Source organism: Pseudomonas trutticola BRTCR10 (assembly GCF_056155105.1).
The window spans coordinates 4,136,318-4,162,721 of record NZ_CM149552.1; the positions used below are offsets into that span (position 1 = coordinate 4,136,318).

A 26,404-nucleotide genomic window follows, 5' to 3' on the forward strand; every position below is an offset into this window, starting at 1 on the left:
CGCCTTTTTTATGCCCGGTGTTTAACAGACAGAGTGGCGAGAGCGCTTGTGACCCCAAGAACTATCAGGTAAAGAGTGGCGTTCCGACGTTCCCTACACCTGAATCGGAGTCAGGTGGATCAATTCCAAGGATCAATTGTGCTTGACCTCATTTACCGCGCTTCATGGGGCGTTGTACTGCTGCTGATTTTCCTCAGCGAAGCAATAACGCTGTTTGCCGCCGGGTTCCGGCTCGATCAGATGGAACGCCACCTCATCGAGTCTGACTTTGTCGGCACTGAACGAAAAAGACTGGGCAATGGCCCGTTGGGGCGAATGAAGAGAGTCAGGCAGATTCGCACACTCACCGGCCGAATCACTTACCCCCTTATGCTGGAGCGCCACGCGGTCACGGAGGCCGAGCGCTTACCGGCGCATCTGAAAAAGTGGCTGGCGATGCCACGATGCCTTCTGCGAATGGCTCTGATGGGGGCCTGTCTACTGTTGCTTTGGCTCGGTTTCGAGCGGTTATGTACGACGCTTTCCACACCGGCGAGCGACGCGAAGCTGCTGTACGTGGCAGCCTTGATCGCCTGTGTACTGGTGGCCGCTGTGGCGTTGCTCGTGCGGACGTACGTCAGCTTTTTCAAACTGACTGAGATCGAGTCTTTTCTGAAAGAGTCCTACTTCGTCGAACGAAACAGGCGGGTGCTGGGTGACAGTGTTTATGGCCGCTCCTGCCGCCTGTACCACATCTCGAACATTCTGTTCCTGGACTATGGCTATCTGCAGGCCAGTGATCCCGATGCCATTCCCGAGATTGACCGTTTTCCGTTGCCTCTGCGGAACTGGGTCAATATTCCGGCCCGGATGTTTGGCTACTCTGTTCCGGGTTTTGTCGCGGTTTACTGCACGGCGTGGATCTTCGCAGTGTTCGCCTGACGATCAGTCTTTCAATAAAACGCGGCCTGGATAGCGCCGCGTTTTTTCACCCCTCTCGGCAGATTGATCAGCCAGCAGGCTCGACGTTATCCAAAGCCCTGTTCACCGCCAGTTCGCCGAGCATGACGACTTGGGCGATGCCCAGAATCGTCTTACGATGCGTGCCTTCCAGCAGCGCGGCGAAGTCGCCGAGCATGACGGAGGCGGAGGCCAGGGATTCGCAGGCGTTGGCCAGCAGGGATTCGGTGTCGGCTTTGGGATTGGCCAGGAACATCTGGTTGGGGGTGTAGGGCGTGGCCATGATCGCGGCGCTGGGTTTGAGGTAAAAGTCGAGGGCGCGGTCGGCGGCTTTGTGGAGTTTTCGAATATCGGCGGAGACGTAGGGGGATGTTGTGTCGGCGTCCGCTGGAACGGTTGTTTCAGGCGGATTGGGCGTTGGCTTTTTCATGATGAAACTCCGGTGTGGCAATGGAGCTGGCCCATTCGGTTCCAATCGAAGGGTGGCAGCTGTACGCAGGTTGGAACCCGGGCCACCAGACAAAACCCGACAGACTCGAAGTCTCCCGCGCACAGCCGCCATAACGGAGTGCACACCATCAAGGTGCGCAAGCATACGTTATGAAAGCCAATTTTGCGCTTTCGGGTGGTCCGGGGTTCCAATCCCGATCGCTGATTTGGCAGCGACATCCACACACTAGAGAGCCGACGTCCGACGGACAACCTGAAAACATTGTGGGAAGGTTCTGCGATTGACCTACACCCTTAAACATCCCGAAGCGAAATACAGATCGTGATATTGCAATACCCCCGGTGTCGGCTATCCACCGCTGTTCCGGCAAACACCCGCCACGCTGTATTTGAGGGTGTTGAGCTGCCCTTGCGAATCTTCATAGGTCATGGCGGTGGGGACGACCGAGCAGGCAGGCTGCGGCTTCACCACGCTGACGATTTTCACCACGTCCAGCTTCATCCCGTATTCGTAATCCCTCACCACCGGCGGCGCTTTGCCCTGGTTGGCGGCGTATTGCGCCATGGCTTTGGCGTTGGCGCTGAATGCGCGCTCGAACGTGCGGTCACCCCCGCCCTCGGCCAGCACATTCATGGACATCGCCATGACGCCGGCGAGGGTCAACGACTTGATCAACTTCATCTTCAACTCCTCCATAAAAAAGCCCGGCATCGATGCGCGATGACAGGCTTGTTCCAGCACGGTGTGGTTACAGATCCTGGGTTTTGTCGTCTTTCTTTTCATTGACGACCACCGGATTGCCTGCAGCCTTTTCCTTGGCGACAAACAGCTCTACCGAGCGGTCGCTGGCGGCCATCATTTTTTCAAAAGTACGGTCGCCGCCACCTTCGGCCATGGCCAGGGAAGACAACGCCAAAGCTGCGGTGAAGGCACTGATTTGGGCGAATTTCATGTTTGATTCCTCGTTTAAGTAGCTGACGGGATCAAGGTAACAAGGCGAACCTATCGGGACGGTGGCGGGGAAATTACATATCCGTTATCTGGCCTTACCCCACCACTGAGCAGCCTGCGCAATACCTGTGGCGAGGGGATTTATCCCCGATGGACTGCGCAGCAGGCCTGCTTTTTTGGGGCCGCTGCGCGACCCATCGGGGATAAATCCCCTCGCCACAGGGTTGTGTTCACAATCAGGTGGGCATTGAGTCCTCATCCCGGCGATGGGCGAGTTGGTACAGCGCCGGCAAGATCAGCAGCGTGAGAATGGTCGAAGACAGAATTCCGCCAATTACCACCGTCGCCAATGGCCGTTGCACTTCTGCACCGGTGCCGGTCGCGAGCGCCATCGGAATGAACCCCAGAGAAGCCACCAGCGCCGTCATCAAGACCGGCCTCAGGCGTGTCAGCGCACCGAGGTTGATCGCATCCGCAAGCGACCGCCCCTCCTCGCGCAGATTGCGGATAAACGCAATCATCACCAAGCCGTTAAGCACCGCCACCCCGGACAGCGCGATGAACCCCACGCCGGCAGAAATAGACAACGGAATATCGCGCAACCACAGCGCCATGACCCCACCGGTCAAGGCAAAAGGAATCCCGGTAAACACCAGCAAGCCATCCTTGAGATTGTTGAACATCATGAACAACAACCCGAACACCAGCAGCAACGCCACCGGCACCACAATCTGCAACCGCTTGGCCGCTGATTGCAGTTGCTCAAACTGCCCACCCCAACTGGTCCAGTAACCGGCCGGCACCTGCACCTCACGTTCGATCACTTCGCCCGCCTCTTCAACGAACGAACCAATATCACGCCCCCGCACGTTGGCGCTGACGATCACCAGACGCTTGCCGTTTTCGCGGCTGACCTGATTCGGCCCGAGCACCAGGTCGAGGCTGGCGACGTCTTGCAGTGCGATGAAGCCGATCTGGTTGGCCGTACCGTTCACCGCAGGCACCGGGATCAGCAGCGCCGACAAGCCATCGATGTCCTTGCGCATGGCATCGGACAACCGCACGACCATGTCGAAACGCCGATCGCCCTCATACAACGTCCCGGCCTTGCGACCACCCACCGCCACGGCAATGGTGTCCTGCACATCACCGACGTTGAGCCCGTAACGCGCCGCCTTGTCGCGATCAATGTTGATGGTCAGCACCGGCAACCCGGTGGTCTGCTCGACCTTGACCTCGGACGCGCCGTTGACCTTCTGCATGGCCGCTGCAATCTTCGTCGCCGTGGCGTTGAGCACGTCCATGTCATCGCCAAACACCTTCACTGCCACGTCACTGCGCACGCCGGAAATCAGTTCGTTGAAGCGCAACTGAATCGGCTGCGACAGCTCGTAGTTGCTGCCTGGCAATGTCGCGGCCGCCACTTGCAGTTCGGCCATCAGGGTTTCGCGGGACTTGCCTGGATCCGGCCATTGCTCTTTCGGCTTGAGCATCACGTAGCTGTCGGAGATGTTCGGTGGCATCGGGTCGGAGGCGATTTCAGCAGTGCCGGTGCGGGCGAACACGCGCTCGACTTCAGGCACCTTGGCCAGAATCAAGGTTTCCAGGCGCTGCTGCATGTCCACCGATTGCGTCAGGCTGGTGCCGGGCACGCGCAACGCTTGCAAGGCGAAATCGCCTTCACTCAGGCTCGGCACAAACTCGCTGCCCATGCGGCTGGTCATCACGCCGCTGAGCACAATCACGCCCACCGCCGCACCCACAGCGACGGTGCGATGCGACATCACCCACGCCAATGCCGGCGCATAGACGCGACGCGCGCCGCGCATGACTGCGCCCTCTTCTTCCTTGACCTTGCCAGTCACGAACAGCGCAATCGCCGCTGGAACAAAAGTCACCGAAAGCAACATGGCACCGAGCAACGCAATCACCACAGTGAACGCCATCGGGTGGAACATTTTCCCTTCAACGCCGCTCAGGGCGAAGATCGGCAGGTACACGACCATGATGATCAACTGGCCAAAAATCAGCGGCCGCCGTGCTTCTTTGGCTGCCGCAAACACTTCCTTGAATCGCTCGCTTCGCGTCAGCAAGCGCCCATGGTGCTGCTGCGCGTGAGCCAGACGACGCAGGGTGTTTTCGACGATCACCACCGCGCCATCGACGATGATGCCGAAGTCCAGGGCGCCGAGACTCATAAGGTTGGCGCTGACCTTGTTGCTGAACATCCCGGTGAAGGTGAACAGCATCGACAGCGGAATCACCATCGCGGTAATCAGCGCCGCACGAATGTTGCCGAGGAACAGGAACAGAATCGCGATCACCAGAATCGCGCCTTCAATGAGGTTTTTCTTCACCGTAGCGATGGCTTTGTCGACCAGGTGCGTACGGTCGTAAACCGGCACGGCGATCACCCCGACAGGCAGGGATTTATTGATCTGTTCAAGCTTGCTCGCGACCGCTTGCGAGACGGTACGGCTGTTCTCGCCGATTAACATGAACACCGTACCGAGTACCACTTCGCGACCATTTTCCGTGGCCGCACCACTGCGCAATTCGCGGCCGATGTCCACGGTGGCGACGTTCTTGATGCGGATCGGCGTGCCGTCGACATTGGCCATGACGATGTTGGCGATGTCCTCGGTGCTCGCCACTTGCCCCGGCGCACGGATCAGCAATTGCTCGCCGCTGCGCTCGATGTAACCGGCGCCGACGTTGGCGTTGTTGCGCTCCAGTGCAGTGACCAGATCAGTCAGTGTCAGCTTGTACGCGGCCAGGCGTTTCGGGTCCGGCGCAATCTGATATTCCTTGGCGAAGCCGCCGATGGTGTTGATCTCGGCCACGCCCGGGACGTTGCGCAATTGCGGCTTGATGATCCAGTCCTGAATCACCCGCAGATCGGTTGGCGTGTACGGCGTGCCGTCGTCCTTCAGCGCGCCTTCCTTGGCTTCAACCGTCCACAGGAAAATCTCGCCAAGACCGGTGGAGATCGGCCCCATGACCGCTTCTGCACCTTCGGGCAATTGCTCCTTGGCGATTTGCAAACGCTCGTTGACCAATTGGCGGGCAAAGAACAGGTCGGTGCCGTCCTTGAAGATCACCGTGACCTGCGACAGCCCTGAGCGCGACAACGAACGGGTCTGCTCCAGTGCCGGCAAACCGGCCATGGCGGTTTCAATCGGGAAAGTGATGCGCTGCTCGGTTTCCAGCGGCGAGAACCCGGCGGCGCCGGTGTTGATCTGCACTTGAACATTGGTGATATCGGGCACGGCGTCGATCGGCAGTTTCTGATAACTGGCGATGCCGAGGCCGGCCATGAGCAGAACGGCGAGCAGGACGATGATGCGCTGCTCGATGGCAAACTGGATCAGGCGTTCGAACATGAGGACCTTCCAGGATTAATGACTGTGCTCGGCTGAGGCTTTGCCCAGTTCCGATTTGAGGACAAAGCTGCCGGCGCTGGCGACTTGCGCGCCGGCCTCCAGGCCTTGGGTAATTTCCACCTGCCCCGCCGCGCGACTGCCCAGCTCCACCGCTTGCGCCTTGAAGCCGTCGTCGGTGCGCACGAACACCGTGGGTTTGTCCTCGACGGTCTGGATCGCGGTTTCCGGCACCGCGACTTGCGCCTGACGGCTGTCGGTGGCCACCAGCGCGGTCACGAACAGCCCCGGACGCCACGAGCCCTGCGGGTTTTCCAGGGCGACGCGCACAGTCGCCGTGCGGGTTTGTTCGCCAAGCAGACTGCCGACGTAGGCCACGCTGCCGGTGACTTGCGCATTCAATTCCGGCGCGCTGACGGTGACCAATTTGCCCACTTGCACCTTGGTCAAATCCTTGGGTGACACGCCGAACGTCACCCACACCCGCGACAAATCCGAGAGCGTGAAGGCCGCTGTGGTTTCATCAACCACCTCCCCGGGCGTCAGGTGTTTTTCCACCACGACACCGTCGAACGGCGCCCGCAGTTCATAGCGATTGCCGCCGGTAGCGACCACGCTGCCGCTGAGCACGCTGATTTTTTGCCGGGCGTTGCTGACGGCGATTTCGGCTTCTTCCAGCGCTTGGCGCGCCTGAAGGAAATCCTGCTCGGCGGAGATCTTGTCCTGCCACAGCTTCTTTTCGCGCTCATAGGTGGTGCGCGCCAAGGCCAAACGGCGTTGCGCTGCCGCCTGCTCGCTGCGCTGATCGGAGATCTGCTGACTGGCGATGACAGCCAGCAACTGGCCCTTCTTCACCGATTGGCCGAGGTTGACTGCCACCGACTCGACCACACCGGGAACACGCGGCACGACGTGGGCGGTGCGGTCTTCGTCGAAACGCACTTCGCCGGGGAACGGCAGGCCGAGGCTGATGTTCTGCGCCTGTGCCCGGGCCAGTTGAATGCCCGCCGCAGCGATCTGCTCGGCGCTCAACTCGATATGCCCTTCTTCGTCATGTTCGCCGTCGGCGGCTGCGCCTTCTTCGGCGTGATCGGCATGTTCGGCCGCTTCATCAGCGTGGGCGTCGATGGACGCGTTGCCCGGCCACATCGAGCCGATGCCGATGCCCAGCGCCAACGTCGCCGCAGCGACCACAATCAGTTTTTTTTCCATGGAAACTCCTCTGCGCCAAACCATCGCGCAGTGATCAAAAAGATGAAATTCAAGGGCTGACGGCGAGGTCGCCGAAGATTCGTTCGATGCGCACGCGGGCATCGGTGGCTTCGCTGACAGCCTGGATGTATTGGCTGCGCGCACTGATCAGAGTGCGCTGAGCATCAAGCACGTCGAGGAAGCCGAACTTGCCCATTTCGAAACCGCGCGTGGCGCTGTCCACCGCACTTTGCGCGGCGGGGAGGATGGTCTGGTTGAACGCTGTGACTTCGCCGTTGGCGGTCTGCCATTGCGCAAGGCTGGTCTGGATTTCCGTGCGCAAACGCAGTTCGGTGGCGTTGCGCAGATCCCGCGCCTGATCGGTGCGCCGCGCCGCCGCGAGGACGTTGCCCTGATTGCGATTGAACAGCGGAATCGGCATCGACAGCCCGACCACGTTGACCCGCTCGCGCTCGGTTTCGCTGTATTGACTGCCGAGGCTTACGGTCAGATCGGGGATACGCTGGGACTTTTCCAGGCCCAACGACGCTTCGCGCTGATCGATCTGTAGTTTGGCCAGACGCAACTCGGCGGTCTCGTTCAGACGCTCAAGCAAACGATTCGGCGGTGGCGCGCTGGCGAGGTTTTGCGTGGCGGTTTGCACCGTAGTCGAGCTCGTCAACGGTGCGCCCATGACCTGCGCCAGTTGTTGGTAGGCATTGGCCTGATCGCGTTCGGCGCGGCTCAACTCCAGGCGCACTTCGGAGAGCTGCACCTGCGCCCTTGTACCTTCGACCGGCGATGATTTACCGGCCTCGATCCGCCCTTGCGCGACGCGCAAGCCATGCTCGGCCAGTTGCAGTGACTGGCGCGACAACTGCAAGCGTTGCTGCGCGGTCTGGGCGCCGTTGAACGCCTGAATGACATCGGCGCGCAAGGTGTTGCGCTTGCGTTCAAGCTCGATTCCGGCGGCATCCTGCGCACGGCTGGCGACGTCAATGCGCGCGCCGCGTTTGCCACCCAGTTCGATCGGCTGGCTGAGCTTCACTGTGGTGGTGCGGGATTCGCGACGGGTGTCTTCGGCCTCCCACGAGACCTCGGGATTGGGGATCAGCCCGGCCTGCTGGCGGTCACCCTCGGCGATACCGATTTCCCATTGGGCGGCGGCCAGATCCGGATTGCCGGCGAAGGCGCTTTGCAGGGCTTGATCGAGGGTCAGGGTCGATGCGTGCGCAAGGCTGGTACCGGCCAGCAACAGAATGCCGCTGGCTATTTTTTTCAGGCGTGATCGCGCCGTCAATTCTGTTAAACCGGGCAATGGAAGACTTCCTTTATTCAAGAATCTTTGATGGCGCCACGGTAGGGTTTTGAACTTATCGACAAGGTGACTGGAAGATTACAAATCCGTTATCCACGGTTGCAGGAAGTTGTTTTGCTCTAGCATGCGGAGTGCGCAACGCAACTATGCAATACATGGAAACAAATACGCCGAAGTTATCTGCCCAACAGCACTTGCCTGAACGCAATACATAGCTATTTGCACCTTCCTGCTGCGACAGGCTGTCGCAGATGGCCGAATTAAAGGGGTCAAACGTTGACCCTGTAGCCACTACAGCGTTTACCGTGCACCTCACTCAGTTATTTACTGCACCCGGAAGCCCCTACAAAAACAACAACTTTCCCGGCCACCCTTAATTAAATATCCATTAAATAGAAGTGGTGATAGATCATGCGAATCCTTGTGATCGAGGACGAGCTTAAAGCTGCCGAATACTTGCATCAGGGTTTAACCGAAAGTGGCTATATCGTTGACCACGCGGCCACCGGCGCCGATGGTTTGCACCTGGCGCAACAACAGGTTTATGACCTGATCATTCTCGACGTCAATCTGCCCGAACTCGACGGTTGGGGCGTACTGGAGCAACTGCGCCGCACGCATTCGACGCGGGTGATGATGCTCACCGCGCGCGGGCGTCTGGCCGACAAGATTCGCGGCCTCGACCTGGGCGCCGACGATTATCTGGTCAAGCCGTTCGAGTTTCCCGAGTTGCTGGCGCGGGTGCGCACGTTGATGCGGCGCAGCGAAAACATCCCGGTACCGCAAGTGCTGAAAGTCGCCGATCTGGAACTCGACCCGGGCCGTCATCGCGCGTTTCGCGGCGCGCAGCGCATCGACCTGACCACCAAGGAGTTCGCCCTGCTGCACCTGCTGATGCGCCAGTCCGGCGAGGTGCTGACCCGCACACAGATCATTTCGCTGGTATGGGACATGAATTTCGATTGCGACACCAATGTGGTCGAGGTGTCGATCCGCCGGTTACGGGCGAAGATCGATGAGCCGTTCGACAATAAGTTGATCCACACCCTGCGCGGCGTCGGCTATGTGCTGGAGGCGCGGGAATGAAGCCGGCCAGCCTGTCGATGCGCCTGGGTTTGACGGTGAGTATTCTCGGCGCGCTGTTGGTGGTGTTTCTGGCGATCCTCGCGTATTTCGCGCTGACCCATGAGCTGAATGCCCTTTCCAGAGACAGTCTGGAAAAGAAAATGGCGCAAGTTGAGCACAGCCTGTCGCTGTACGCCGATGCCAACGAAATCAGCGGAAAACCACACATTCTTCTCGATCAGGTGATGGGGCACGACAACCTGACGCTGACGATCTACGACCGTCGCAATTTGCGCACGCCGCTGCTCAAGTCCGGCACCGGCCTGGCTGATCCGCGGCTTGAATTGAAGGTCGTGCGGGCGATCACCGATGACCTCGCCTACTCGACCAGCACCGACGCCGATGGCGCTAAATTCCTCACCGTCTCGAAGCTGATCAGCCTCAAGGACGGCACCCGAGTACCGGTGCTGCTGTCGATGGACAACGCGCACGATCAGGCCTTGCTCAGCGCCTATTTGCGTTCGACGCTGATGGCCTTGCCGTTGCTGCTGATCTTCATTGGCCTGACGGCCTGGGGCGCGGTGCAGCGCGGGCTGGCGCCGATGCGCGAGTTTCGCAAAGTGGCGGCGATGGTCTCGACCCAGGATCTGGAGCATCGGTTGTCAGCGGTGAACATGCCGCAGGAACTGAGCGAACTGGCGCAGGGCATCAACTTCATGTTGCACCGCCTCGATGCCGGCGTGCAGCAGCTGTCGCAGTTCTCTGATGATCTGGCACATGAGTTGCGCACGCCGATCAACAACCTGATGGGCAAGGCGCAGGTGACGCTTTCGCGCGAACGCAGCGTGGAGGAGTACAAGGATGTGCTGGTGTCGTGCACCGAAGAGCTGGAGCGCGTGGCGCGGATTGTTTCGGACATGTTGTTTCTGGCGCAGGTCAGTCATCCGTCGGCGCTGGCGCCTTTTGAACAGATTGCTTTGGAAGAGGAAGCGTCGAAAGTCGCCGAGATGTTTTCGCTGTCAGCGCAGGACAAGCAGATTCATTTGAATGTGCTCGGCAGCGCCTCGGTGATGGGCGATCGGTTGATGATTCAGCGGGCGATTTCCAATTTGCTGTCGAACGCGTTGCGCCATTGCCCGTCCGGGAAAACCGTGACGTTGTTGATCGAACAAGGTGCCACGCAAAGCTCGCTGCTGGTCAGCAATCCCGGGGCCGGGATTGAAGCGCAACATCTACCGCATCTGTTCGACCGCTTCTACCGTGTCGACAGCAGCCGCTCGCGCTCACAAGGCAGTACCGGGTTGGGGCTGGCGATTGTGCGCTCGATCATGAGCCTGCATCAGGGTATGGCCGACGTAAAAAGCCTGCCTGGCGCGATGACCGTGTTCAGACTTGAATTTCCTGCGGTGACTCCAACGACCCCATCGCTGGCAAGCCAGCTCCCACAGTGATTTCGGGTGTACCCGGAATTTGTGAGCACCACAGAAACCTATGGGAGCTGGCTTGCCAGCGGTGGCGATGGCGCTGGGTCAGTCGATATTTTCGTACGATTTTTTACCGATTTGCTCCCGTCCCCACACAAACGCCGAAAGCTCTCGCCGCAACCTCCGTTTTGTCCTACAGCCAGTTTGAGTACATAGCTCTATGGTGGAGGCATGGCAGATGGAATACCGACGAGAGGCAAAAAATGAACAGGGAAATCGTTTGCGAATGGGCTGAAGAAGCCTATGGTTTGGCAGCGCTGAAATATTCTGGCTATATTTGTCCAGAATACAGGGGTGAGCTGATGATCATCGTTCCGCTGGCTGAAGCCAAAAACAATTTATCCAAACTCGTCGATGATGCCGCTGCTGGCCAAGTCATCACGATTGCCAAGCATGGCCGGGCGATGGCTCGCCTCGTTCCCGTAGGAAAACCCAGCGCTCAGCGTATTGGCGCAATGAAGGGCAAACTGGTGTTGCCCGACGATTTCGACTCACCATTGCCCGATGACATGCTTGATGCATTCGAGGGCACTCAGGCATGAGGCTTCTGCTCGACACGCACATTTTGCTCTGGACGCTCAGTGATGACGCCAGACTGTCCGGCAAAGCCAGAAAACTGATTGAGAACGCCACCGAAATCTACATCAGCGCCGCCACCTTCTGGGAAATGGCGATCAAGGTCGGGCTCGGCAAGCTGAAAGTTGATCTGGAAGAAATCCGCCAATATTGTCTCGACAGTGGCTTTATCGAACTGCCAGTGACTGCAGAGCACGCCATCGCCGTTAAGGATCTTGAGCACCATCACCGGGATCCGTTTGACCGCATTATCGTGGCCACAGCAATGACCGAACCGATGAAGTTGCTCACGGCTGATCCTTTGGTTGCTCGGTACACCGATCTGGCTGTTTTAGTCTAACCACCGCCCCTGAACCTGTGGGAGCCAGCCTGTTGACGATGGCGGCGGGTCAGTCGATATCAATGTTGAATGTCAGATCGAATCGCTTGCAGGCAAGCTCCCACAGTGGTTTCGGGTGCACTCGGAATATGTGAGTGACTCAGAAACCTGTGGGAGCTTGCCTGCAAGCGAAAGCGGTAGATCAGGCGCCAAAAAAAACGGCACCTCGCGGTGCCGTTTGCCTTTCACATTTCAGCGTTTACTTACGCGCATCCGCCCACGATTTCAGCAGTTCGTTGTAGCTGACGGTCTCGCCCTTCGGCTTCTCATTCGCCAGTTTCGGTTTCGGTGCACCCGGCTGGTCAAACCAGTATTGCGCATCGCGTTCCGGGTTCATCTTCGGCGCACAAGTGGCCTGAGCCTTGGAGCGTTCGAGGCGCGTCATGATCGCGTCCTGATCCTTGGCCAAGCCATCCAGCGCCTGTTGCGGGGTTTTCTCGCCGCTGGCCGCTTCGGCGATGTGGCTCCACCACAGTTGCGCCAGACGCGGATAGTCCGGCACGTTGGTCCCGGTCGGGGTCCATTGCACGCGGGCCGGGCTGCGGTAGAACTCGACCAGACCACCGAGTTTCGGCGCCAGATCGGTCATCGCCTGCGAATTGATGTCCGACTCGCGAATCGGCGTCAGACCGACGATGGTTTTCTTCAGCGATACGGTTTTCGACGTCACAAACTGCGCATACAACCACGCCGCCAATTTCTGTTTCTCAGGCGTGGACTTCATGAACGTCCACGAACCCACGTCCTGATAGCCGAGCTTCATGCCCTCTTCCCAATACGGCCCGCGCGGCGACGGCGCCATGCGCCATTTCGGCGTGCCGTCGGCGTTGACCACCGGCAGGCCCGGTTTGGTCATGTCGGCGGTGAACGCGGTGTACCAGAAGATCTGCTGAGCGATGTTGCCTTGCGACGGCACCGGCCCGGATTCGGAGAAGGTCATGCCCGCCGCTTCCGGTGGCGCGTAGGCCTTGAGCCAGTCGACGTATTTCTGCGTGGCAAACACTGCCGCCGGGCCGTTGGTGTCACCACCGCGGGTCACGCTGGAGCCGACCGGGTGGCAGTCCTCGACGCGAATCCCCCACTCGTCCACCGGCAAACCGTTGGGCAGACCTTTGTCGCCGCCACCGGCCATGGAGAACCAAGCATCGGTGAAGCGCCAACCCAGCGACGGGTCTTTTTTGCCATAGTCCATGTGCCCGTAGACGCGCTTGCCGTCGATTTCCTTGACGTCTTCGCTGAAGAATTTGGCGATGTCTTCATAGGCCGACCAGTTCACTGGCACGCCCAATTCGTAGCCGTACTTTTCCTTGAACTTGGCTTTCAGGTCGGCGCGCTCGAACCAGTCGGCGCGGAACCAGTAGAGGTTGGCGAACTGCTGATCGGGCAGTTGATAGATCTTGCCGTCCGGCGCGGTGGTGAACGAGATACCGATGAAGTCCTTGATATCGAGGGTCGGTGAGGTGAAGTTCTTGCCTTCGTTGGCCATCAGGTCGGTGATCGATTCGGTCTTGCCGTAGCGAAAGTGCGTACCGATCAGGTCCGAGTCGTTGACCCAGCCGTCATAGATATTCTTGTCGGACTGCATCACCGTCTGCATTTTTTCCACCACGTCGCCTTCTTGCAGCAGGTCGTGGGTGAGCTTGATCCCGGTGATTTCGGTGAAGGCCTTGGCCAGCACTTTCGACTCGTATTCGTGGGTGGTCAGGGTCTCGGAAACGACCTTGATTTCCATGCCGCGAAACGGCTCGGCAGCCTTGATGAACCACTTCAATTCTTCGAGTTGCTGATCGGCCGTCAGGGTCGACGGTTTGAATTCACTGCCGATCCATTTTTTTGCCGCGTCTTCGTAGGCATCGGCCCACGCGGCGGCGCTCAAACCGCTGAGTGCCAGCATGGCTGCCAATGAAATGCTATGTCGCAGCTTATTGTTTTTGTCGAACATAGAGACCTCCTGTTTAGGATTTCGGAGCACGGTTGCCGATCGATTCGACTAGCCCCAACGCATCACAGCCAACAGCCACACCAGGGACAACGCGGACGCCACCCAGATGCTCCAGTCGGTGGCGCCGATGACCAGCAAATGCAGGTAGGCGCTGCCGAGAAGACCGATAAACAAGCGATCGCCACGGGTGGTGGCAATCGGCAGAAAACCTCGCCGCAGGATGCTCGGCGAGCGCAATTCCCATGTGGTCATGCCCACCAGCAGCAGACCAATGGCGATGAAGAACCCCGCTGTCGGGGTGGTCCAGCTCATCCATTCCATCATCAGTTCCTCAGACTCGACCGAGGGCAAAGCCCTTGGCTACGTGGTTGCGCACAAACCAGATCACCAGCATGCCCGGCAGGATGGTCAACACCCCCGCTGCCGCCAGCACGCCCCAGTCGATCCCCGACGCCGACACCGTACGAGTCATCACCGCAGCAATCGGTTTGGCGTTGACCGAGGTCAACGTGCGTGCCAGCAGCAGTTCGACCCAGGAAAACATGAAGCAGAAAAACGCCGTCACACCGATGCCGGAACCGATCAGCGGGATGAAAATCTTCACGAAGAACTTGGGGAAACTGTAGCCATCAATGTAGGCAGTTTCGTCAATTTCCTTCGGCACCCCGGACATGAAACCTTCGAGAATCCACACCGCCAACGGCACGTTGAACAGGCAGTGCGCCAGCGCAACGGCGATGTGCGTGTCGAACAGACCAATCGACGAATACAACTGGAAAAACGGCAGCAGAAACACCGCCGGTGGCGCCATGCGGTTGGTCAGCAGCCAGAAGAACAAATGCTTGTCGCCGAGAAAACGATAGCGGGAAAACGCATAGGCTGCCGGCAACGCCACACTCAGGGAAATCACCGTGTTCAGGCTGACGTAATACAGCGAGTTCAGATAACCGGTGTACCAGCTCGGATCGGTGAAGATCACTTTGTAGTTCGCCAGCGTGAAATCCTGCGGAAACAGCGTCAGGCCGCCGAGGATTTCGGTGTTGCTCTTGAAGGACATGTTCAGCAGCCAGTAGATCGGCACCAGCAGGAACAGGATGTACACCAGCAACGGAATCAGCTTTCTTTTGCTCATGGCCGGGCCTCAGCGGTTGGTGTCGGAGTGCGTCATGGCGGTGTAGAACAGCCAGGACACCAACAGGATGATCAGGAAGTACACCAGCGAAAACGCCGCTGCCGGCCCGAGGTCGAATTGCCCTACAGCCATCTGCGTCAACGTCTGACTCAAGAAGGTCGTGGCATTGCCCGGCCCGCCGCCGGTGAGCACGAACGGCTCGGTGTAGATCATGAAACTGTCCATGAAGCGCAGCATCACCGCGATCAGCAGCACGCTCTTCAACTTGGGCAACTGAATGTGCCGGAACACCGCCCAGGCCGAGGCCCGATCAATCCGCGCGGCCTGGTAATACACGTCGGGAATCGCCCGTAGCCCGGAGAAGCACAGCAGCGCCACCAGTGAAGTCCAGTGCCAGACGTCCATCACCAGCACCGTGACCCAGGCGTCCATGGTGTTGGCCGCGTAGTTGTAGCTGATGCCCATGGCGTTGAGGCTGGAACCGAGCAGGCCGATGTCAGCGCGGCCAAAGATCTGCCAAATGGTGCCAACCACGTTCCACGGAATCAGCAACGGAATCGCCAGAATGATCAGCACCAGCGACGACCAACGGCCCTTGGTCGGCATGGTCAGGGCGACCGCTATGCCCAGCGGGATCTCGATCAACAACACGCACGCCGAGTAGATGAACTGGCGCAGCAACGAGTCGTGCAGACGCGGATCAAGCAGCACCTGCTTGTACCAGTCGGCACCGACGAAGTAGCGGCTGGACTGGTCGAAGATGTCCTGCACCGAATAGTTGACCACGGTCATCATCGGGATCACCGCACTGAACGCCACCAGCAGGAACACCGGCAATACCAGCCACCAGGCCTTGTTGTTCTGCACCTTGTTCATGGCTGCACCTCATCATCGGCTTCAAGCAGAAACTCATCGGCATAAACCATCAGCCACTGCGCCGGAAAACTGATGTACGCGGTGCCTTGGGGCACCGGTTTGTCTTCGGCCAGACGCACTTTCAGCGGCGCGCCGTCGAGGTCGAGAGTCATGATCTTGTAGGTGCCAAGGTCTTCGACGTGTACGACGTGTGCCTGCATCGCGTCGTCAAATGGCTCGTCCCACACGTGAATGAACTCGGGGCGGATGCCGACCTTCAGATTTTTCCACTGGCCGTGTTCGATATGTCGCTGCATGGCGTCGGACAACGGCAGGTGCGTCGAGGCAAAACCGACGCCGCCGGGCTGTGGCTGCACCTCGATCAGGTTCATCCCGGGGCTGCCAATGAAATAGCCGACGAAGGTGTGGCTGGGCCGCTCGAACAATTCCCGTGGCGTGCCGAACTGGACGATCTGGCCGCCGTACATCACCGCGATCTTGTCGGCGAAGGTCGAGGCTTCCAGCTGATCGTGGGTGACGTAGACCATGGTGATGTTGAACTGCTCGTGGATCTGCTTGAGTTTGCGCCGCAGCTTCCACTTCAGGTGTGGGTCGATCACCGTCAGCGGCTCGTCGAAGAGGATTGCCGATACGTCGTCACGGACCAGACCACGGCCCATCGAGACTTTCTGTTTTTCGTCGGCGGTAAGATTGCGCGCCTTCTTGCTCAGGAGGTTTTGCAGGTCGAGGACTTCGGCAATTTCCTGCACCTTGCTGTGCACTTTCGCCTCGGCCATGCCCTGATTTCTCAGAGGGAAGGCGAGGTTGTCGAACACGGTCATGGTGTCGTAGACCACCGGAAACTGGAAAACCTGGGCGATGTTGCGCTTCTCCGGCGTCAGGTCGTTGACCGCTTTACCGTCGAACAACACGTGCCCCTGCGAGGGGCTGAGCAGGCCGGAAATGATGTTGAGCAAGGTCGACTTGCCGCAACCCGACGGGCCGAGCAAGGCATAGGCGCCGCCCTGCTCCCAGACGTGGTCCATCTCGCGGATCGCGTAATCCTCCGCGCCGCTCGGGGTTTTGCTGTAGCTGTGGGCGAGGTGCTGCAAACGGATTTCGGCCATCAGGCAACCCTCGCGACGCGCCGGCCCGGTGCTTGCACCAGACGGCCCTGCGCATCGAAAACGAACAGTTTGTGGGTCGGGATGTAAATGCGGATCGGCGCATCGACGTCGTATTCGTGAACACCGGGCAGGTGCAGCACCAGCAGGAAATGCTCGTTGCGCACGTGCAGGAAAGTTTCCGATCCGCTGATCTCGGCGACTTCAACGGTCACCGCCAATTCCAGATCGTCATCGTTGCTCGGCACCAGCGAGATGTGGCTCGGGCGTACGCCGAAACGGAACTCGCCCTCGCCCACCGGACGCAAATCGACGTTCAACGGGAAGTGCACAAAATTGGCGAAGCTGACTTCATTGCCTGCGATGCGCCCGGGCATCAAGTTGATCGGTGGCTCGGAGAACAATTCCGCCGCCAGTACCGATTGCGGCTGGTGATAAACCTCGGTCGACGGGCCGCTCTGGATCACCCGCCCTTCATGAAGAATGGTCGTGGTGCCGCCCAGCGCCAAGGCTTCGTTAGGTTCCGTGGTGGCGTAGATGGCGATGGTGTGGCGCAGCTTGAACAGCTCGCGCATTTCCTGGCGCAGTTCTTCGCGCAGTTTGTAATCGAGGTTGACCAGCGGCTCGTCGAACAGGATCAGTTCGGCATCCTTGACCAGCGCGCGGGCCATGGCGGTGCGCTGTTGCTGGCCGCCGGAGAGTTCCAGCGGATAGCGTTGCAGAAACTTCTCGATGCGCAGCATCTTCGCGGTTTCCTGCACCTTGCTATGGATAATCTCTTTTGAGACACCGGCCTGACGCAACGGCGAGGCGATGTTCTCGAACACGGTCATGGTCGGGTAATTGATGAACTGCTGATAGACCATCGACACGTTGCGCAAACGCACCGGGCGCTGGGTAACGTCGACGCCGTTCATCAGGATGCGGCCGCTGTCGGGTTTGTCCAGACCGGCCATCAAACGCATCAGGCTGGTTTTGCCGGACAGGGTGCGGCCGAGCAAAACGTTGAAGGAACCGGGTTCGAATTTCAGGCATGCATCGTCGATCCAGGTCTGGCCTTCGACGGTACGGCAGACGTGCTCCAGGGTGAGTGACATGGCTCGGCCTTTTTATTATTGGAGTCAAGCGACCTGTGCACTGGAGCGACTTTCGTGCCAGAAATGGCAAGCTGTTGATTTGTCGTAAAAATCGCTGAAAGCGCAGGGAAACGGCGTTCAATGCTGAACACATTTGAACAGTCGGGCGATTGACAATGAACAATAGTGAACAACACTCTATGAACGCTTTTTGCCCGATTTCGTGAACACGAAGATCTCTGTAGGAGTGAGCCTGCTAGCGATAGCGGTGTGTCAGTCAATGCGAATGTGTCTGATAGACCGCTATCGCGAGCAGGCTCACTCCTACAATTGATCTGTGCAGGTTTCAAAGATTGGGCCCATAACAACAATAAAAATCGCTGCATCAGAGGCCCATTGCCATGGCCGCACCTGCCCCGCCGCTGTCCCACGACGCCCTCGTCCAGAGTTCCTGGCAACGTTGCCGCGCGTTCGGCCTCGACCACCAAAGCACTCCGGCCTTTGATCAACTGCCCGCCGCCGGCATCGCGCACCTGCTCGATAGCCATCACTCGCTGGTGCAGACCACCCACCAGGAAGTCCTGCCCTACTACGAAAACATCCTGAGCAATTCCAACTGCCTGATCATGCTCGCCGACAATCAGGGCCAGGTGTTGACCTCATGGGGCACACAACGCTTTATCGAGCCGAGTCTGGCCCGGGGTTTTCAGCCGGGGGCGAGCTGGATCGAACGCGCCAGCGGTACCAATGCCATCGGCACTGCGCTGGCCTGTGAGCAGGCGGTACACATTGAACACGATGAGCATTTCCTCAAGGCCAACCGCTTCATGACCGGCTCCGCCGCGCCGATTTTCGACGCCGAGCGCAAGGTGATTGCGGTGCTTGATGTGTCCAGCGACAGCTATCTGCCGCCCTCGCACACTTTGGGCATGGTCAAGATGATGAGCCAGACCGTAGAAAACCGGCTGATCCTCAACCTGTTCCATGGCCAACATTTTCAACTGACCTTCAACACCGGGTTGAACAACCTCGACAGTCAGTGGGCCGGATTGCTGATCTTTGATGAGAGCGGTCAGGTGCTGTCGGCGAATCGGCGGGCGGACAATTTGCTCGGTGTGCGCTTGTCGCGGGTCAGCGTCGAGAGTCTGTTCAAGGTGTCGTTGCTGGAGTTGATCAATCAGCCGGACGGTTTGCCGTTTGCCTTGCAGACCTCCGGTCGTAACCGCTTTCAGTGTCTGTTGAAGCGGCCGAAACAGGCGCCGATTCAAGCGCGAGTATTTGTTACTGAGGCCAAACCCGCCGCACCGACGGCGATCAGCCTCAATACCCTGCACTTTGGCGACAGCCGCGTGGAAAAAGCCGTGCGCCAGGCTGAGCGCTTACTGGAGAAAGACATTCCCCTGTTGATTCACGGCGAAACCGGGGTCGGCAAGGAAGTGTTCGTCAAAGCCCTGCATCAGGCCAGCTCACGGAGCAAACAGGCATTTATCGCCGTCAATTGCGCGGCGATCCCCGCTGAACTGGTGGAGTCTGAGCTATTTGGCTACGAGAAAGGCGCATTCACCGGCGCCAATCAGAAAGGCAGCATCGGCCTGATTCGCAAGGCTGACAAAGGCACGCTGTTCCTCGATGAAATCGGCGACATGCCGTTGCCGACCCAGGCGCGGTTATTGCGGGTGCTGCAGGAACGTTGCGTGCAACCGGTAGGCAGCAGCGAGTTGTTCGCGGTGGATTTGCGGATTATCTCGGCGACCAACCGCTCTTTGAGGGAACAGGTGCAATTGGGGCGGTTTCGTGAGGATCTTTATTACCGCATTGGCGGACTGACTCTGGAACTGCCGCCGCTTAGGGAGCGCAGTGATAAAGAAGCGTTGTTTAAACGACTGTGGGAACAGCATCGTGAACCGACGCAATGGGCAGGGTTGAGCCGTGAAGTGCTGGAGCTGTTTGGCCGTCATCCGTGGCCTGGGAATCTGCGCCAAGTCAGCAGCGTGATGCAGGTGGCGCTGGCCATGGCCGAGGAACAACCAGTGCGGCCGGAGCATTTGCCGGATGACTTTTTTGTTGATCTGGAGATGGAGCCGGTTGAGAGCGCACAGCCGTTGGGGGTTGATCTGAATGATGTGGAGGCGTTGAACCGGGAGTTGAAGGCTTCCGGGGGGAATATTTCCCATCTGGCCAGAAGGCTGGGCGTTAGTCGAAACACGCTTTATAAGCGGCTGCGGCAGATTGAGGGTTGAGTGAATCCCGATCCCTCATCGGAACGCCGCCAGCCCAGCCCTCTCCCGGAGGTAGAGGGAGCCGACCGAGATGTCTGGCGTTATACATCGACCTGAAAAAACGGGTTGATTATGGATTCGGCACACATCGTTCAGGTCAGCGTATCTCGTGAATATCCCCCAATCAGTCCCCTCTCCTGGGGAAGAGGGTTAGGGTGAGGGCGAAAAGACCGGCTCAACACGCGCAGTGGAAACAGCCGCCAAGGTGCGAAGTCCCACCAGAACCACCACCATCATCATCAACCCCGCGCAAATCGCCACGCCGAACCCCGCCCGTGCACCAAATGCATCAATCACCACCCCCGCCAGCATGCCCCCAAGCGCCACGCCGATGCTGATGCCCGTGGTCATCCAAGTCAGTCCTTCGGTGATCCTAGACGGCGGGATGATGATCGTCCCCAGTTTCATTACCACAACCATGGTGGGCGCAAACGAGATGCCAGCGATAAACAGCATCGCGGAAAGGACATAAACGTCCGGAGAGAAAACCGGCAGTACGCCGGTGACTGCCGTGACCAAAATCCCGATAAAAAACTGTTTTTCAATCGCCAGCGAAACCCGCAACGCACCGAACGTCAGGCCCGACACCAGCGAACCGAAGGCATAGGCTGCAAGGATGAAAGTGGCGGACGCTGGCCAGCCTTGTGCATTGGCGAACGCCACGACAGCAACATCGATTGAACCGCCAATAGCGCCCATCGCCAACAGCGCCAGGACAATCGTGCGAACACCGGGAATCAGCAGGGTTGAGCCGGTATTGCTGACATGGCCCACGACCACTTTAGGTTCAGTCTGGCGTTGCAAAAGGAACGCCGTCACCCCGACAGCCAGCAACGCCACCGCCACCAGCGGTCCGGCTTCGGCGAAAAAGCTCACGCTCAAGCCGATCGCCAGTGGCGGGCCGATGATGTAGGCGAGTTCGGTCAGGACCGTATCCAGAGAGAACGCGGTGTGCAGTTGCGGCTTGCCCCGGAATAACTGCGACCAGCGTGCCCTGATCATGGACGGCATGCTCGGCATTGTTCCTGCCAGGGCAGCCAGCACAAAAAACAACGCGGCGGGCGCCCTCAAGTGAACGGCGAAGATCAGCGCCAGCAACATGACGATGCTGAATGCCGTCACCACGGGTAGCACTCGACTCTGACCACGTTGATCAACCAGTTTCGAGATACGTGGGCCAAGCAATGCGTTGGCCAGGGTGAACGTACCGGCGACTGCCCCGGCCAGCCAGTAAACACCTGTCTGCTCCACCAACATGGTGATGATGCCAATGCCGATCATTGCCTGCGGCAAGCGGGCGATGGAGCTCGCGAGCACTAACCCCGTGGCACCAGGGGTTGTCAGCAGTTCGCGATAGTGATTAGCCATGATTCCTCCCTCTATTCGTCGCTGAGCAGCATCCCGCTGCCGCGTCAGACATCAAGACCTAGGCGAACGTCAAAAGCAACCTCGGCTATGCGGCAGAAAAACAAAAACCCGCGCAGGGCGGGTTTTGTTTTGATCGTTCCCACGCTCCGCGTGGGCATGCAGCCCGGGACGCTCTGCGTCCCTGCAAAGCCGAACGCGGAGCGTCCGAAGAGGCATTCCCACGCAGAGCGTGGGAACGATCATCGCGGCGGATGTCTCCAGCAGGTACAGCGATCAGTCAGCCAGACGCCAGGTCGTGCCGCCCTTGCCGTCTTCCAGCACCACGCCCATGGCGGTGAGCTGGTCGCGGATGCGGTCGGATTCGGCCCAGTCCTTGCCGGCACGTGCTGCCAGACGCGCAGCAATCAGCGCATCAACCTCAGCCGCATCGACACGCCCTTCAGCGCCCGCTTGCAGGAAGTCATCGGCTTCGAGCTGCAACACACCCAACACGCTCGCCAACTCTTTCAGACGTGCCGCCAAACCGGCCGCCGCATCGAGATCGCTCTCACGCAGACGGTTGATCTCACGCACCATCTCAAACAGCACGGCGCAGGCTTCCGGCGTGCCGAAGTCGTCGTTCATCACCGTGGTGAAACGCTCGACGAACGCTTCGCCACCAGCCGGCGCCACAGTCGGCAGGCCTTTCAACGCGTGGTAGAAACGCTCGAGTGCGCCTTTGGCGTCCTTGAGGTTGTCTTCCGAGTAGTTGATCGCGCTGCGGTAGTGGCTCGACACCAGCAGGTAACGCACGACTTCCGGGTGGTACTTGTCGAGCACGTCGCGAATGGTGAAGAAGTTGTTCAGGGACTTGGACATCTTCTCGCCATTGATACGGATCATGCCGCAATGCATCCACGCGTTGGCGTAGGTCTTGCCGGTGGCCGCTTCGCTCTGGGCGATTTCGTTTTCGTGGTGCGGGAATTCCAGATCGCTGCCGCCGCCATGAATATCGAAGGTCTCGCCGAGGCAGCAGGTGGACATCACCGAGCACTCGATGTGCCAGCCCGGACGCCCGGCGCCCCATGGCGATTCCCAGCTTGGCTCGCCCGGCTTGGTGGCTTTCCACAGCACGAAGTCCAACGGATCCTGCTTGGCTTCGTCGACTTCGATCCGCGCACCGATGCGCAGGTCTTCGATCTTCTTGCGCGACAGTTTGCCGTAGCCCATGAACTTGGCGACGCGGTAGTACACGTCGCCATTGCCCGGGGCGTAGGCGTAACCCTTGTCGATCAGCGTCTGGATCATGTTCAGCATGCCCGGAATATGGTCGGTGGCACGCGGTTCCATGTCCGGCTTGAGGATGTTGAGGCGCGCCTCGTCCTCGTGCATCGCCGTGATCATGCGCTCGGTCAGTGCGTCGTACGGCTCGCCGTTTTCGCGGGCGCGATTGATGATCTTGTCTTCAATATCGGTGATGTTGCGCACGTAGGTCAGGTTGTAACCGCTGAACCGCAACCAGCGGGTCACCAGGTCGAACGCAACCATGCTGCGGCCGTGGCCAATGTGGCAGTAGTCGTACACGGTCATCCCGCAGACGTACATGCGCACATTGTTGCCATCGAGCGGCTTGAAGACTTCTTTGCTCTTGGTGAGCGTGTTGTAAATCGTCAGCACTTTTAATTTCCTTGACGCTGAATCACTGGCCCCACGAATCACGCAGGGTCACGGTACGGTTGAATACCGGCTGACCTGGTTTCGAGTCCTTGATATCCGCAACGAAGTAGCCTTCGCGCTCGAACTGGAAACGGTCTTCCGGCTGTGCATTGCCCAGCGAGGGTTCTGCACGACAACCGGTCAGCACTTGCAGTGAGTCAGGGTTGATGTTGTCGAGGAAACTGGCGCTGTCTTCGGCCTTCTCCGGGTTCGGAGAACGGAACAGGCGATCGTACAGGCGCACTTCGCACTCGACGCTGGCGGCGGCCGGCACCCAGTGGATCACGCCTTTGACCTTGCGGCCTTCAGGGTTCTTGCCGAGGGTGTCCGGGTCGTACGAGCAACGCAGTTCGACGATGTTGCCGTCGGTGTCCTTGATCGCTTCGTCGGCACGGATCACGTAGCTGCCGCGCAGACGCACTTCGCCATTCGGCTCCAGACGCTTGTAGCCCTTTGGCGGCTCTTCCATGAAGTCATCGCGGTCGATGTAGATTTCACGGGCGAACGGCAGCTTGCGCACGCCGAGTTCTTCTTTCTGCGGATGACGTGGCAGTTCGAGGTTGTCGACCTTATCTTCCGGGTAGTTGGTGATCACGACTTTCAACGGACGCAGCACGCACATGGCGCGCGGGGCGTTCGCGTCCAGGTCCTGACGGATGCTGAACTCGAGCATGCCGAAGTCGACCACGCCGTCGGAACGGTTGGTGCCGATCATGTCGCAGAAGTTGCGGATCGACGCCGGCGTGTAGCCACGGCGGCGGAAGCCCGACAGCGTCGACATGCGCGGGTCGTCCCAGCCATTGACGTGTTTCTCGTCCACAAGCTGTTTGAGCTTGCGCTTGCTGGTGATGGTGTAGTTGAGGTTCAGACGGCTGAACTCATACTGACGCGGGTGCGCCGGCACTGGCAGTGCGTCGAGGAACCACTCGTACAGCGGACGATGGCTTTCGAACTCCAGGGTGCAGATCGAATGGGTGATGCCTTCGATGGCGTCCGACTGACCGTGGGTGAAGTCGTAGTTCGGGTAGATGCACCACTTGTCATCGGTCTGGTGGTGATGGGCGTGGCGAATGCGGTACATGATCGGGTCGCGCAGGTTCATGTTCGGCGAGGCCATGTCGATCTTCGCGCGCAGCACGCGGGCGCCGTCCGGGAACTCACCGGCGCGCATGCGGGCGAACCAGTCGAGGTTCTCTTCCACCGAACGGTCGCGGAACGGGCTGTTCTTGCCCGGCTCGGTCAGGCTGCCACGGTATTCCTTGGCCTGCTCCGGAGTCAGGTCGTCGACGTAGGCCTTGCCAGCCTTGATCAACTCCACCGCCCAGTCGTGCAACTGGTCGAAATACTGCGAGGCGTAGCGCACTTCGCCGGACCATTCGAAGCCCAGCCATTTGACGTCGCTTTCGATCGCGTCGATGTATTCCTGGTCTTCCTTGGCCGGGTTGGTGTCGTCGAAACGCAGGTGCGTGACGCCGCCGAACTCCTGGGCCAGGCCGAAGTTCACGCAGATCGACTTGGCGTGGCCGATGTGCAGATAGCCGTTTGGCTCAGGCGGGAAACGGGTGACGATCTGGGTGTGCTTGCCCGAGTCCAGGTCTGCCTGGATGATCGGCCGCAGGAAATTGACCGGCACGGCAGGGCCGGACTTGGCATTCGAGGTAGGGTCGACAGTGGGCTTGCTCATAGGATCCTTGACTTACATGTGCGCGGCCGCAAAGGGGGGCCAGACAAAACAAAGCCGCTATCATAGCCGATGCTGTCAAGGGGCTGACAGAGCACGGCCTATAAAGGAGCGCATTTAATCGCCGGGATTTGAAAAACAGCCTCGAAATTCGCGCCTGTCACGCTAAACTGCGCACCTTGGCCGATGCAGGCTGAACCGGTTGCGGGGCCTGGCGCTCCAAAACCACGAATTCCTTATAAAGAGTAATGACCATGACTCAAGTCAAACTGACCACCAACTTCGGTGACATCGTCATCGAACTGAACGCCGAGAAAGCCCCGATCACCGTGGCCAACTTCATCGAGTACGTCAAAAAGGGTCACTACGAGAACGTTGTGTTCCACCGTGTGATCAAGGGTTTCATGATCCAGGGCGGCGGTTTCGAGCCTGGCATGAAGGAAAAGAAAGACAAGAGCCCAAGCATTCAGAACGAAGCTGACAACGGTCTGAAGAACGAGAAGTACACCCTGGCCATGGCTCGCACCATGGAGCCGCATTCGGCATCGGCGCAGTTCTTCATCAACGCCACCGACAACAGCTTCCTCAACCACACCGCCAAAACCGCTCAGGGTTGGGGTTATGCCGTATTCGGCAAAGTGGTTGCAGGCACTGACGTTGTCGACAAGATCGAAGGCGTTTCCACCACGTCCAAAGCAGGCCACCAGGACGTACCAGCAGACGACGTGATCATCGAGAAAGCCGAGATCATCGAAGCGTGATATTGCTGATTTCAGACTTGCATCTGGAAGAGGAGCGCCCGGACATTACCCGGGCGTTTCTGGATTTGCTCGCCGGACGCGCCCGCTCGGCGAGTGCGTTGTACATTCTGGGCGACTTTTTCGAGGCGTGGATTGGCGACGATGCCATGACGCCCTTTCAGCGTTCCATCTGCCAGGCCCTGCGCCAATTGAGCGACAGCGGCACGGCGATCTTTCTGATGCACGGTAATCGCGACTTCATGCTCGGCAAGGCCTTTTGTAAACAGGCCGGCTGCACACTGTTGAAGGACCCGAGTGTCGTGCAGTTTTACGGCGAGCCAGTGCTGTTGATGCACGGCGACAGCCTGTGCACTCGCGACGTTGGCTATATGAAGCTGCGGCGCTATCTGCGCAACCCGATCACCCTGTTTATCCTGCGGCACCTGCCGCTGAGCACCCGGCACAAACTGGCGCGCAAACTGCGTAGCGAAAGCCGGGCGCAGACGCGGATGAAGGCCAATGACATTGTTGATGTCACGCCTGAGGAAATCCCGCGGATCATGCAGGAGTTCGGCGTGAAAACCTTGATCCACGGGCACACCCATCGCCCGGCGATCCACAAGTTGCAGCTCGGTGAGCAGGCGGCGAAACGGATTGTGCTGGGGGACTGGGATCGTCAGGGTTGGGCGTTGCAGGTCGATGAGAGCGGGTATGCCTTGGCGCCGTTCGACTTCGCCCCGCCGCCAGCCCTGCCCGCCCCCGCCCTCTAAAGATCACT

At 59.2% G+C, this 26,404-nt stretch carries 23 protein-coding genes; 8 read left to right on the forward strand and 15 right to left on the reverse strand.

Annotated features, from left to right (window positions below):
* The first annotated feature begins 138 nt into the window (after positions 1-138).
* Positions 139-921 (forward strand): hypothetical protein, encoded by a 783-nt coding sequence (locus ACVVH8_RS18755; RefSeq protein WP_475225530.1) that lies wholly within the window; start codon positions 139-141, stop codon positions 919-921.
* A 67-nt stretch (positions 922-988) separates the two neighbouring features.
* Here the strand turns inward: ACVVH8_RS18755 and ACVVH8_RS18760 are convergent, their stop codons facing one another.
* The 6 genes from ACVVH8_RS18760 to ACVVH8_RS18785 all read right to left on the reverse strand — a co-directional run bounded on the left by ACVVH8_RS18760 (position 989) and on the right by ACVVH8_RS18785 (position 8,230).
* Positions 989-1,369 (reverse strand): DUF6124 family protein, encoded by a 381-nt coding sequence (locus tag ACVVH8_RS18760; protein ID WP_103306800.1) that lies wholly within the window; start codon positions 1,367-1,369, stop codon positions 989-991.
* A gap of 369 nt (positions 1,370-1,738) precedes the next feature.
* Positions 1,739-2,071 (reverse strand): DUF2790 domain-containing protein, encoded by a 333-nt coding sequence (locus ACVVH8_RS18765; RefSeq protein WP_137219223.1) that lies wholly within the window; start codon positions 2,069-2,071, stop codon positions 1,739-1,741.
* Positions 2,072-2,138: 67 nt separating this feature from the next.
* Positions 2,139-2,342, reverse strand: coding sequence for a co-regulatory protein PtrA N-terminal domain-containing protein (locus ACVVH8_RS18770; RefSeq protein ID WP_212809479.1), 204 nt, complete (start codon positions 2,340-2,342; stop codon positions 2,139-2,141).
* 235 nt (positions 2,343-2,577) lie between these two features.
* Positions 2,578-5,724 (reverse strand): CusA/CzcA family heavy metal efflux RND transporter, encoded by a 3,147-nt coding sequence (locus ACVVH8_RS18775; RefSeq protein ID WP_475225533.1) that lies wholly within the window; start codon positions 5,722-5,724, stop codon positions 2,578-2,580.
* Between the two features lie 15 nt (positions 5,725-5,739).
* Positions 5,740-6,933: an efflux RND transporter periplasmic adaptor subunit gene (locus ACVVH8_RS18780; protein WP_212809484.1), complete on the reverse strand. Its 1,194-nt coding sequence runs from the start codon at positions 6,931-6,933 to the stop codon at positions 5,740-5,742.
* 49 nt (positions 6,934-6,982) lie between these two features.
* Positions 6,983-8,230 carry a TolC family protein gene (locus ACVVH8_RS18785; RefSeq protein ID WP_475225535.1) on the reverse strand — a complete coding sequence of 416 codons (1,248 nt, stop codon included), beginning with the start codon at positions 8,228-8,230 and terminating at the stop codon, positions 6,983-6,985.
* Between the two features lie 411 nt (positions 8,231-8,641).
* Here ACVVH8_RS18785 and ACVVH8_RS18790 point away from each other — a divergent pair, with 411 nt between their 5' ends.
* The 4 genes from ACVVH8_RS18790 to ACVVH8_RS18805 all read left to right on the forward strand — a co-directional run bounded on the left by ACVVH8_RS18790 (position 8,642) and on the right by ACVVH8_RS18805 (position 11,695).
* Positions 8,642-9,316 (forward strand): heavy metal response regulator transcription factor, encoded by a 675-nt coding sequence (locus ACVVH8_RS18790; RefSeq protein WP_475225537.1) that lies wholly within the window; start codon positions 8,642-8,644, stop codon positions 9,314-9,316.
* Complete coding sequence (locus ACVVH8_RS18795; RefSeq protein ID WP_475225540.1) at positions 9,313-10,746, forward strand: heavy metal sensor histidine kinase; 1,434 nt, start codon at positions 9,313-9,315, stop codon at positions 10,744-10,746. Before ACVVH8_RS18790 ends, ACVVH8_RS18795 begins: the two co-directional genes overlap by 4 nt.
* Positions 10,747-10,982: 236 nt before the next feature.
* Positions 10,983-11,321, forward strand: coding sequence for a type II toxin-antitoxin system Phd/YefM family antitoxin (locus tag ACVVH8_RS18800; protein WP_475225542.1), 339 nt, complete (start codon positions 10,983-10,985; stop codon positions 11,319-11,321).
* The gene (locus tag ACVVH8_RS18805) at positions 11,318-11,695 is read left to right on the forward strand and encodes a type II toxin-antitoxin system VapC family toxin (RefSeq protein ID WP_475225545.1); all 378 of its coding nucleotides are present in this window, start codon (positions 11,318-11,320) and stop codon (positions 11,693-11,695) included. The genes ACVVH8_RS18800 and ACVVH8_RS18805 overlap by 4 nt, the downstream gene beginning before the upstream one ends.
* A 238-nt stretch (positions 11,696-11,933) precedes the next feature.
* Here the strand turns inward: ACVVH8_RS18805 and ACVVH8_RS18810 are convergent, their stop codons facing one another.
* Genes ACVVH8_RS18810 through ACVVH8_RS18835 form a run of 6 tightly spaced genes read right to left on the reverse strand, consistent with a single transcriptional unit; the run spans position 11,934 to position 17,884 of the window.
* Complete coding sequence (locus tag ACVVH8_RS18810) at positions 11,934-13,676, reverse strand: ABC transporter substrate-binding protein (protein ID WP_103305296.1); 1,743 nt, start codon at positions 13,674-13,676, stop codon at positions 11,934-11,936.
* Between the two features lie 48 nt (positions 13,677-13,724).
* On the reverse strand, positions 13,725-13,997 hold the full coding sequence (locus ACVVH8_RS18815) for a DUF2160 domain-containing protein (protein WP_103305295.1): 273 nt from the start codon (positions 13,995-13,997) through the stop codon (positions 13,725-13,727).
* A gap of 10 nt (positions 13,998-14,007) precedes the next feature.
* Entirely contained in the window at positions 14,008-14,808 is an 801-nt protein-coding gene (locus ACVVH8_RS18820) for a carbohydrate ABC transporter permease (protein ID WP_003192012.1), read from the reverse strand.
* A gap of 9 nt (positions 14,809-14,817) precedes the next feature.
* On the reverse strand, positions 14,818-15,684 hold the full coding sequence (locus tag ACVVH8_RS18825) for a carbohydrate ABC transporter permease (protein ID WP_475225547.1): 867 nt from the start codon (positions 15,682-15,684) through the stop codon (positions 14,818-14,820).
* The gene (locus ACVVH8_RS18830) at positions 15,681-16,790 is read right to left on the reverse strand and encodes an ABC transporter ATP-binding protein (RefSeq protein ID WP_475225549.1); all 1,110 of its coding nucleotides are present in this window, start codon (positions 16,788-16,790) and stop codon (positions 15,681-15,683) included. The genes ACVVH8_RS18825 and ACVVH8_RS18830 overlap by 4 nt, the downstream gene beginning before the upstream one ends.
* A complete protein-coding gene (locus ACVVH8_RS18835; RefSeq protein ID WP_475225552.1) occupies positions 16,790-17,884 on the reverse strand; it encodes an ABC transporter ATP-binding protein in 1,095 nt (364 codons plus the stop codon). The genes ACVVH8_RS18830 and ACVVH8_RS18835 overlap by 1 nt, the downstream gene beginning before the upstream one ends.
* 380 nt (positions 17,885-18,264) lie before the next feature.
* Here ACVVH8_RS18835 and ACVVH8_RS18840 point away from each other — a divergent pair, with 380 nt between their 5' ends.
* On the forward strand, positions 18,265-20,103 hold the full coding sequence (locus ACVVH8_RS18840; RefSeq protein ID WP_475225554.1) for a sigma-54-dependent Fis family transcriptional regulator: 1,839 nt from the start codon (positions 18,265-18,267) through the stop codon (positions 20,101-20,103).
* Between the two features lie 189 nt (positions 20,104-20,292).
* Here the strand turns inward: ACVVH8_RS18840 and ACVVH8_RS18845 are convergent, their stop codons facing one another.
* The 3 genes from ACVVH8_RS18845 to ACVVH8_RS18855 form a co-directional block, all read right to left on the reverse strand.
* A complete protein-coding gene (locus ACVVH8_RS18845; protein WP_475225556.1) occupies positions 20,293-21,510 on the reverse strand; it encodes an MFS transporter in 1,218 nt (405 codons plus the stop codon).
* Between the two features lie 273 nt (positions 21,511-21,783).
* Positions 21,784-23,166, reverse strand: coding sequence for a cysteine--tRNA ligase (cysS, locus tag ACVVH8_RS18850; protein WP_475225559.1), 1,383 nt, complete (start codon positions 23,164-23,166; stop codon positions 21,784-21,786).
* Between the two features lie 22 nt (positions 23,167-23,188).
* Positions 23,189-24,889 carry a glutamine--tRNA ligase/YqeY domain fusion protein gene (locus ACVVH8_RS18855; protein ID WP_475225561.1) on the reverse strand — a complete coding sequence of 567 codons (1,701 nt, stop codon included), beginning with the start codon at positions 24,887-24,889 and terminating at the stop codon, positions 23,189-23,191.
* Between the two features lie 251 nt (positions 24,890-25,140).
* Between ACVVH8_RS18855 and ACVVH8_RS18860 the strand changes: the two genes are divergently transcribed.
* A complete protein-coding gene (locus ACVVH8_RS18860) occupies positions 25,141-25,647 on the forward strand; it encodes a peptidylprolyl isomerase (RefSeq protein ID WP_103305286.1) in 507 nt (168 codons plus the stop codon).
* Positions 25,644-26,396 carry a UDP-2,3-diacylglucosamine diphosphatase gene (gene lpxH / locus ACVVH8_RS18865; RefSeq protein ID WP_103305285.1) on the forward strand — a complete coding sequence of 251 codons (753 nt, stop codon included), beginning with the start codon at positions 25,644-25,646 and terminating at the stop codon, positions 26,394-26,396. Before ACVVH8_RS18860 ends, lpxH begins: the two co-directional genes overlap by 4 nt.
* The last annotated feature ends 8 nt before the right edge of the window (positions 26,397-26,404 follow it).

What these genes read in the sequence shown, in the direction of transcription:
- ACVVH8_RS18780 (WP_212809484.1), bottom strand. Translation starts at nt 6,933, where the DNA reads ATGGAAAAAAAACTGATTGTGGTCGCTGCGGCGACGTTGGCGCTGGGC.
- ACVVH8_RS18855 (WP_475225561.1), bottom strand. Translation starts at nt 24,889, where the DNA reads ATGAGCAAGCCCACTGTCGACCCTACCTCGAATGCCAAGTCCGGCCCT.
- ACVVH8_RS18805 (WP_475225545.1), top strand. Translation starts at nt 11,318, where the DNA reads ATGAGGCTTCTGCTCGACACGCACATTTTGCTCTGGACGCTCAGTGAT.
- ACVVH8_RS18810 (WP_103305296.1), bottom strand. Translation starts at nt 13,676, where the DNA reads ATGTTCGACAAAAACAATAAGCTGCGACATAGCATTTCATTGGCAGCC.
- ACVVH8_RS18840 (WP_475225554.1), top strand. Translation starts at nt 18,265, where the DNA reads ATGGCCGCACCTGCCCCGCCGCTGTCCCACGACGCCCTCGTCCAGAGT.
- ACVVH8_RS18860 (WP_103305286.1), top strand. Translation starts at nt 25,141, where the DNA reads ATGACTCAAGTCAAACTGACCACCAACTTCGGTGACATCGTCATCGAA.
- ACVVH8_RS18815 (WP_103305295.1), bottom strand. Translation starts at nt 13,997, where the DNA reads ATGGAATGGATGAGCTGGACCACCCCGACAGCGGGGTTCTTCATCGCC.
- ACVVH8_RS18760 (WP_103306800.1), bottom strand. Translation starts at nt 1,369, where the DNA reads ATGAAAAAGCCAACGCCCAATCCGCCTGAAACAACCGTTCCAGCGGAC.
- ACVVH8_RS18775 (WP_475225533.1), bottom strand. Translation starts at nt 5,724, where the DNA reads ATGTTCGAACGCCTGATCCAGTTTGCCATCGAGCAGCGCATCATCGTC.
- ACVVH8_RS18825 (WP_475225547.1), bottom strand. Translation starts at nt 15,684, where the DNA reads ATGAACAAGGTGCAGAACAACAAGGCCTGGTGGCTGGTATTGCCGGTG.
- ACVVH8_RS18830 (WP_475225549.1), bottom strand. Translation starts at nt 16,790, where the DNA reads ATGGCCGAAATCCGTTTGCAGCACCTCGCCCACAGCTACAGCAAAACC.
- ACVVH8_RS18790 (WP_475225537.1), top strand. Translation starts at nt 8,642, where the DNA reads ATGCGAATCCTTGTGATCGAGGACGAGCTTAAAGCTGCCGAATACTTG.
- ACVVH8_RS18765 (WP_137219223.1), bottom strand. Translation starts at nt 2,071, where the DNA reads ATGAAGTTGATCAAGTCGTTGACCCTCGCCGGCGTCATGGCGATGTCC.
- ACVVH8_RS18800 (WP_475225542.1), top strand. Translation starts at nt 10,983, where the DNA reads ATGAACAGGGAAATCGTTTGCGAATGGGCTGAAGAAGCCTATGGTTTG.
- ACVVH8_RS18835 (WP_475225552.1), bottom strand. Translation starts at nt 17,884, where the DNA reads ATGTCACTCACCCTGGAGCACGTCTGCCGTACCGTCGAAGGCCAGACC.
- ACVVH8_RS18820 (WP_003192012.1), bottom strand. Translation starts at nt 14,808, where the DNA reads ATGAGCAAAAGAAAGCTGATTCCGTTGCTGGTGTACATCCTGTTCCTG.
- ACVVH8_RS18845 (WP_475225556.1), bottom strand. Translation starts at nt 21,510, where the DNA reads ATGGCTAATCACTATCGCGAACTGCTGACAACCCCTGGTGCCACGGGG.
- ACVVH8_RS18770 (WP_212809479.1), bottom strand. Translation starts at nt 2,342, where the DNA reads ATGAAATTCGCCCAAATCAGTGCCTTCACCGCAGCTTTGGCGTTGTCT.
- ACVVH8_RS18795 (WP_475225540.1), top strand. Translation starts at nt 9,313, where the DNA reads ATGAAGCCGGCCAGCCTGTCGATGCGCCTGGGTTTGACGGTGAGTATT.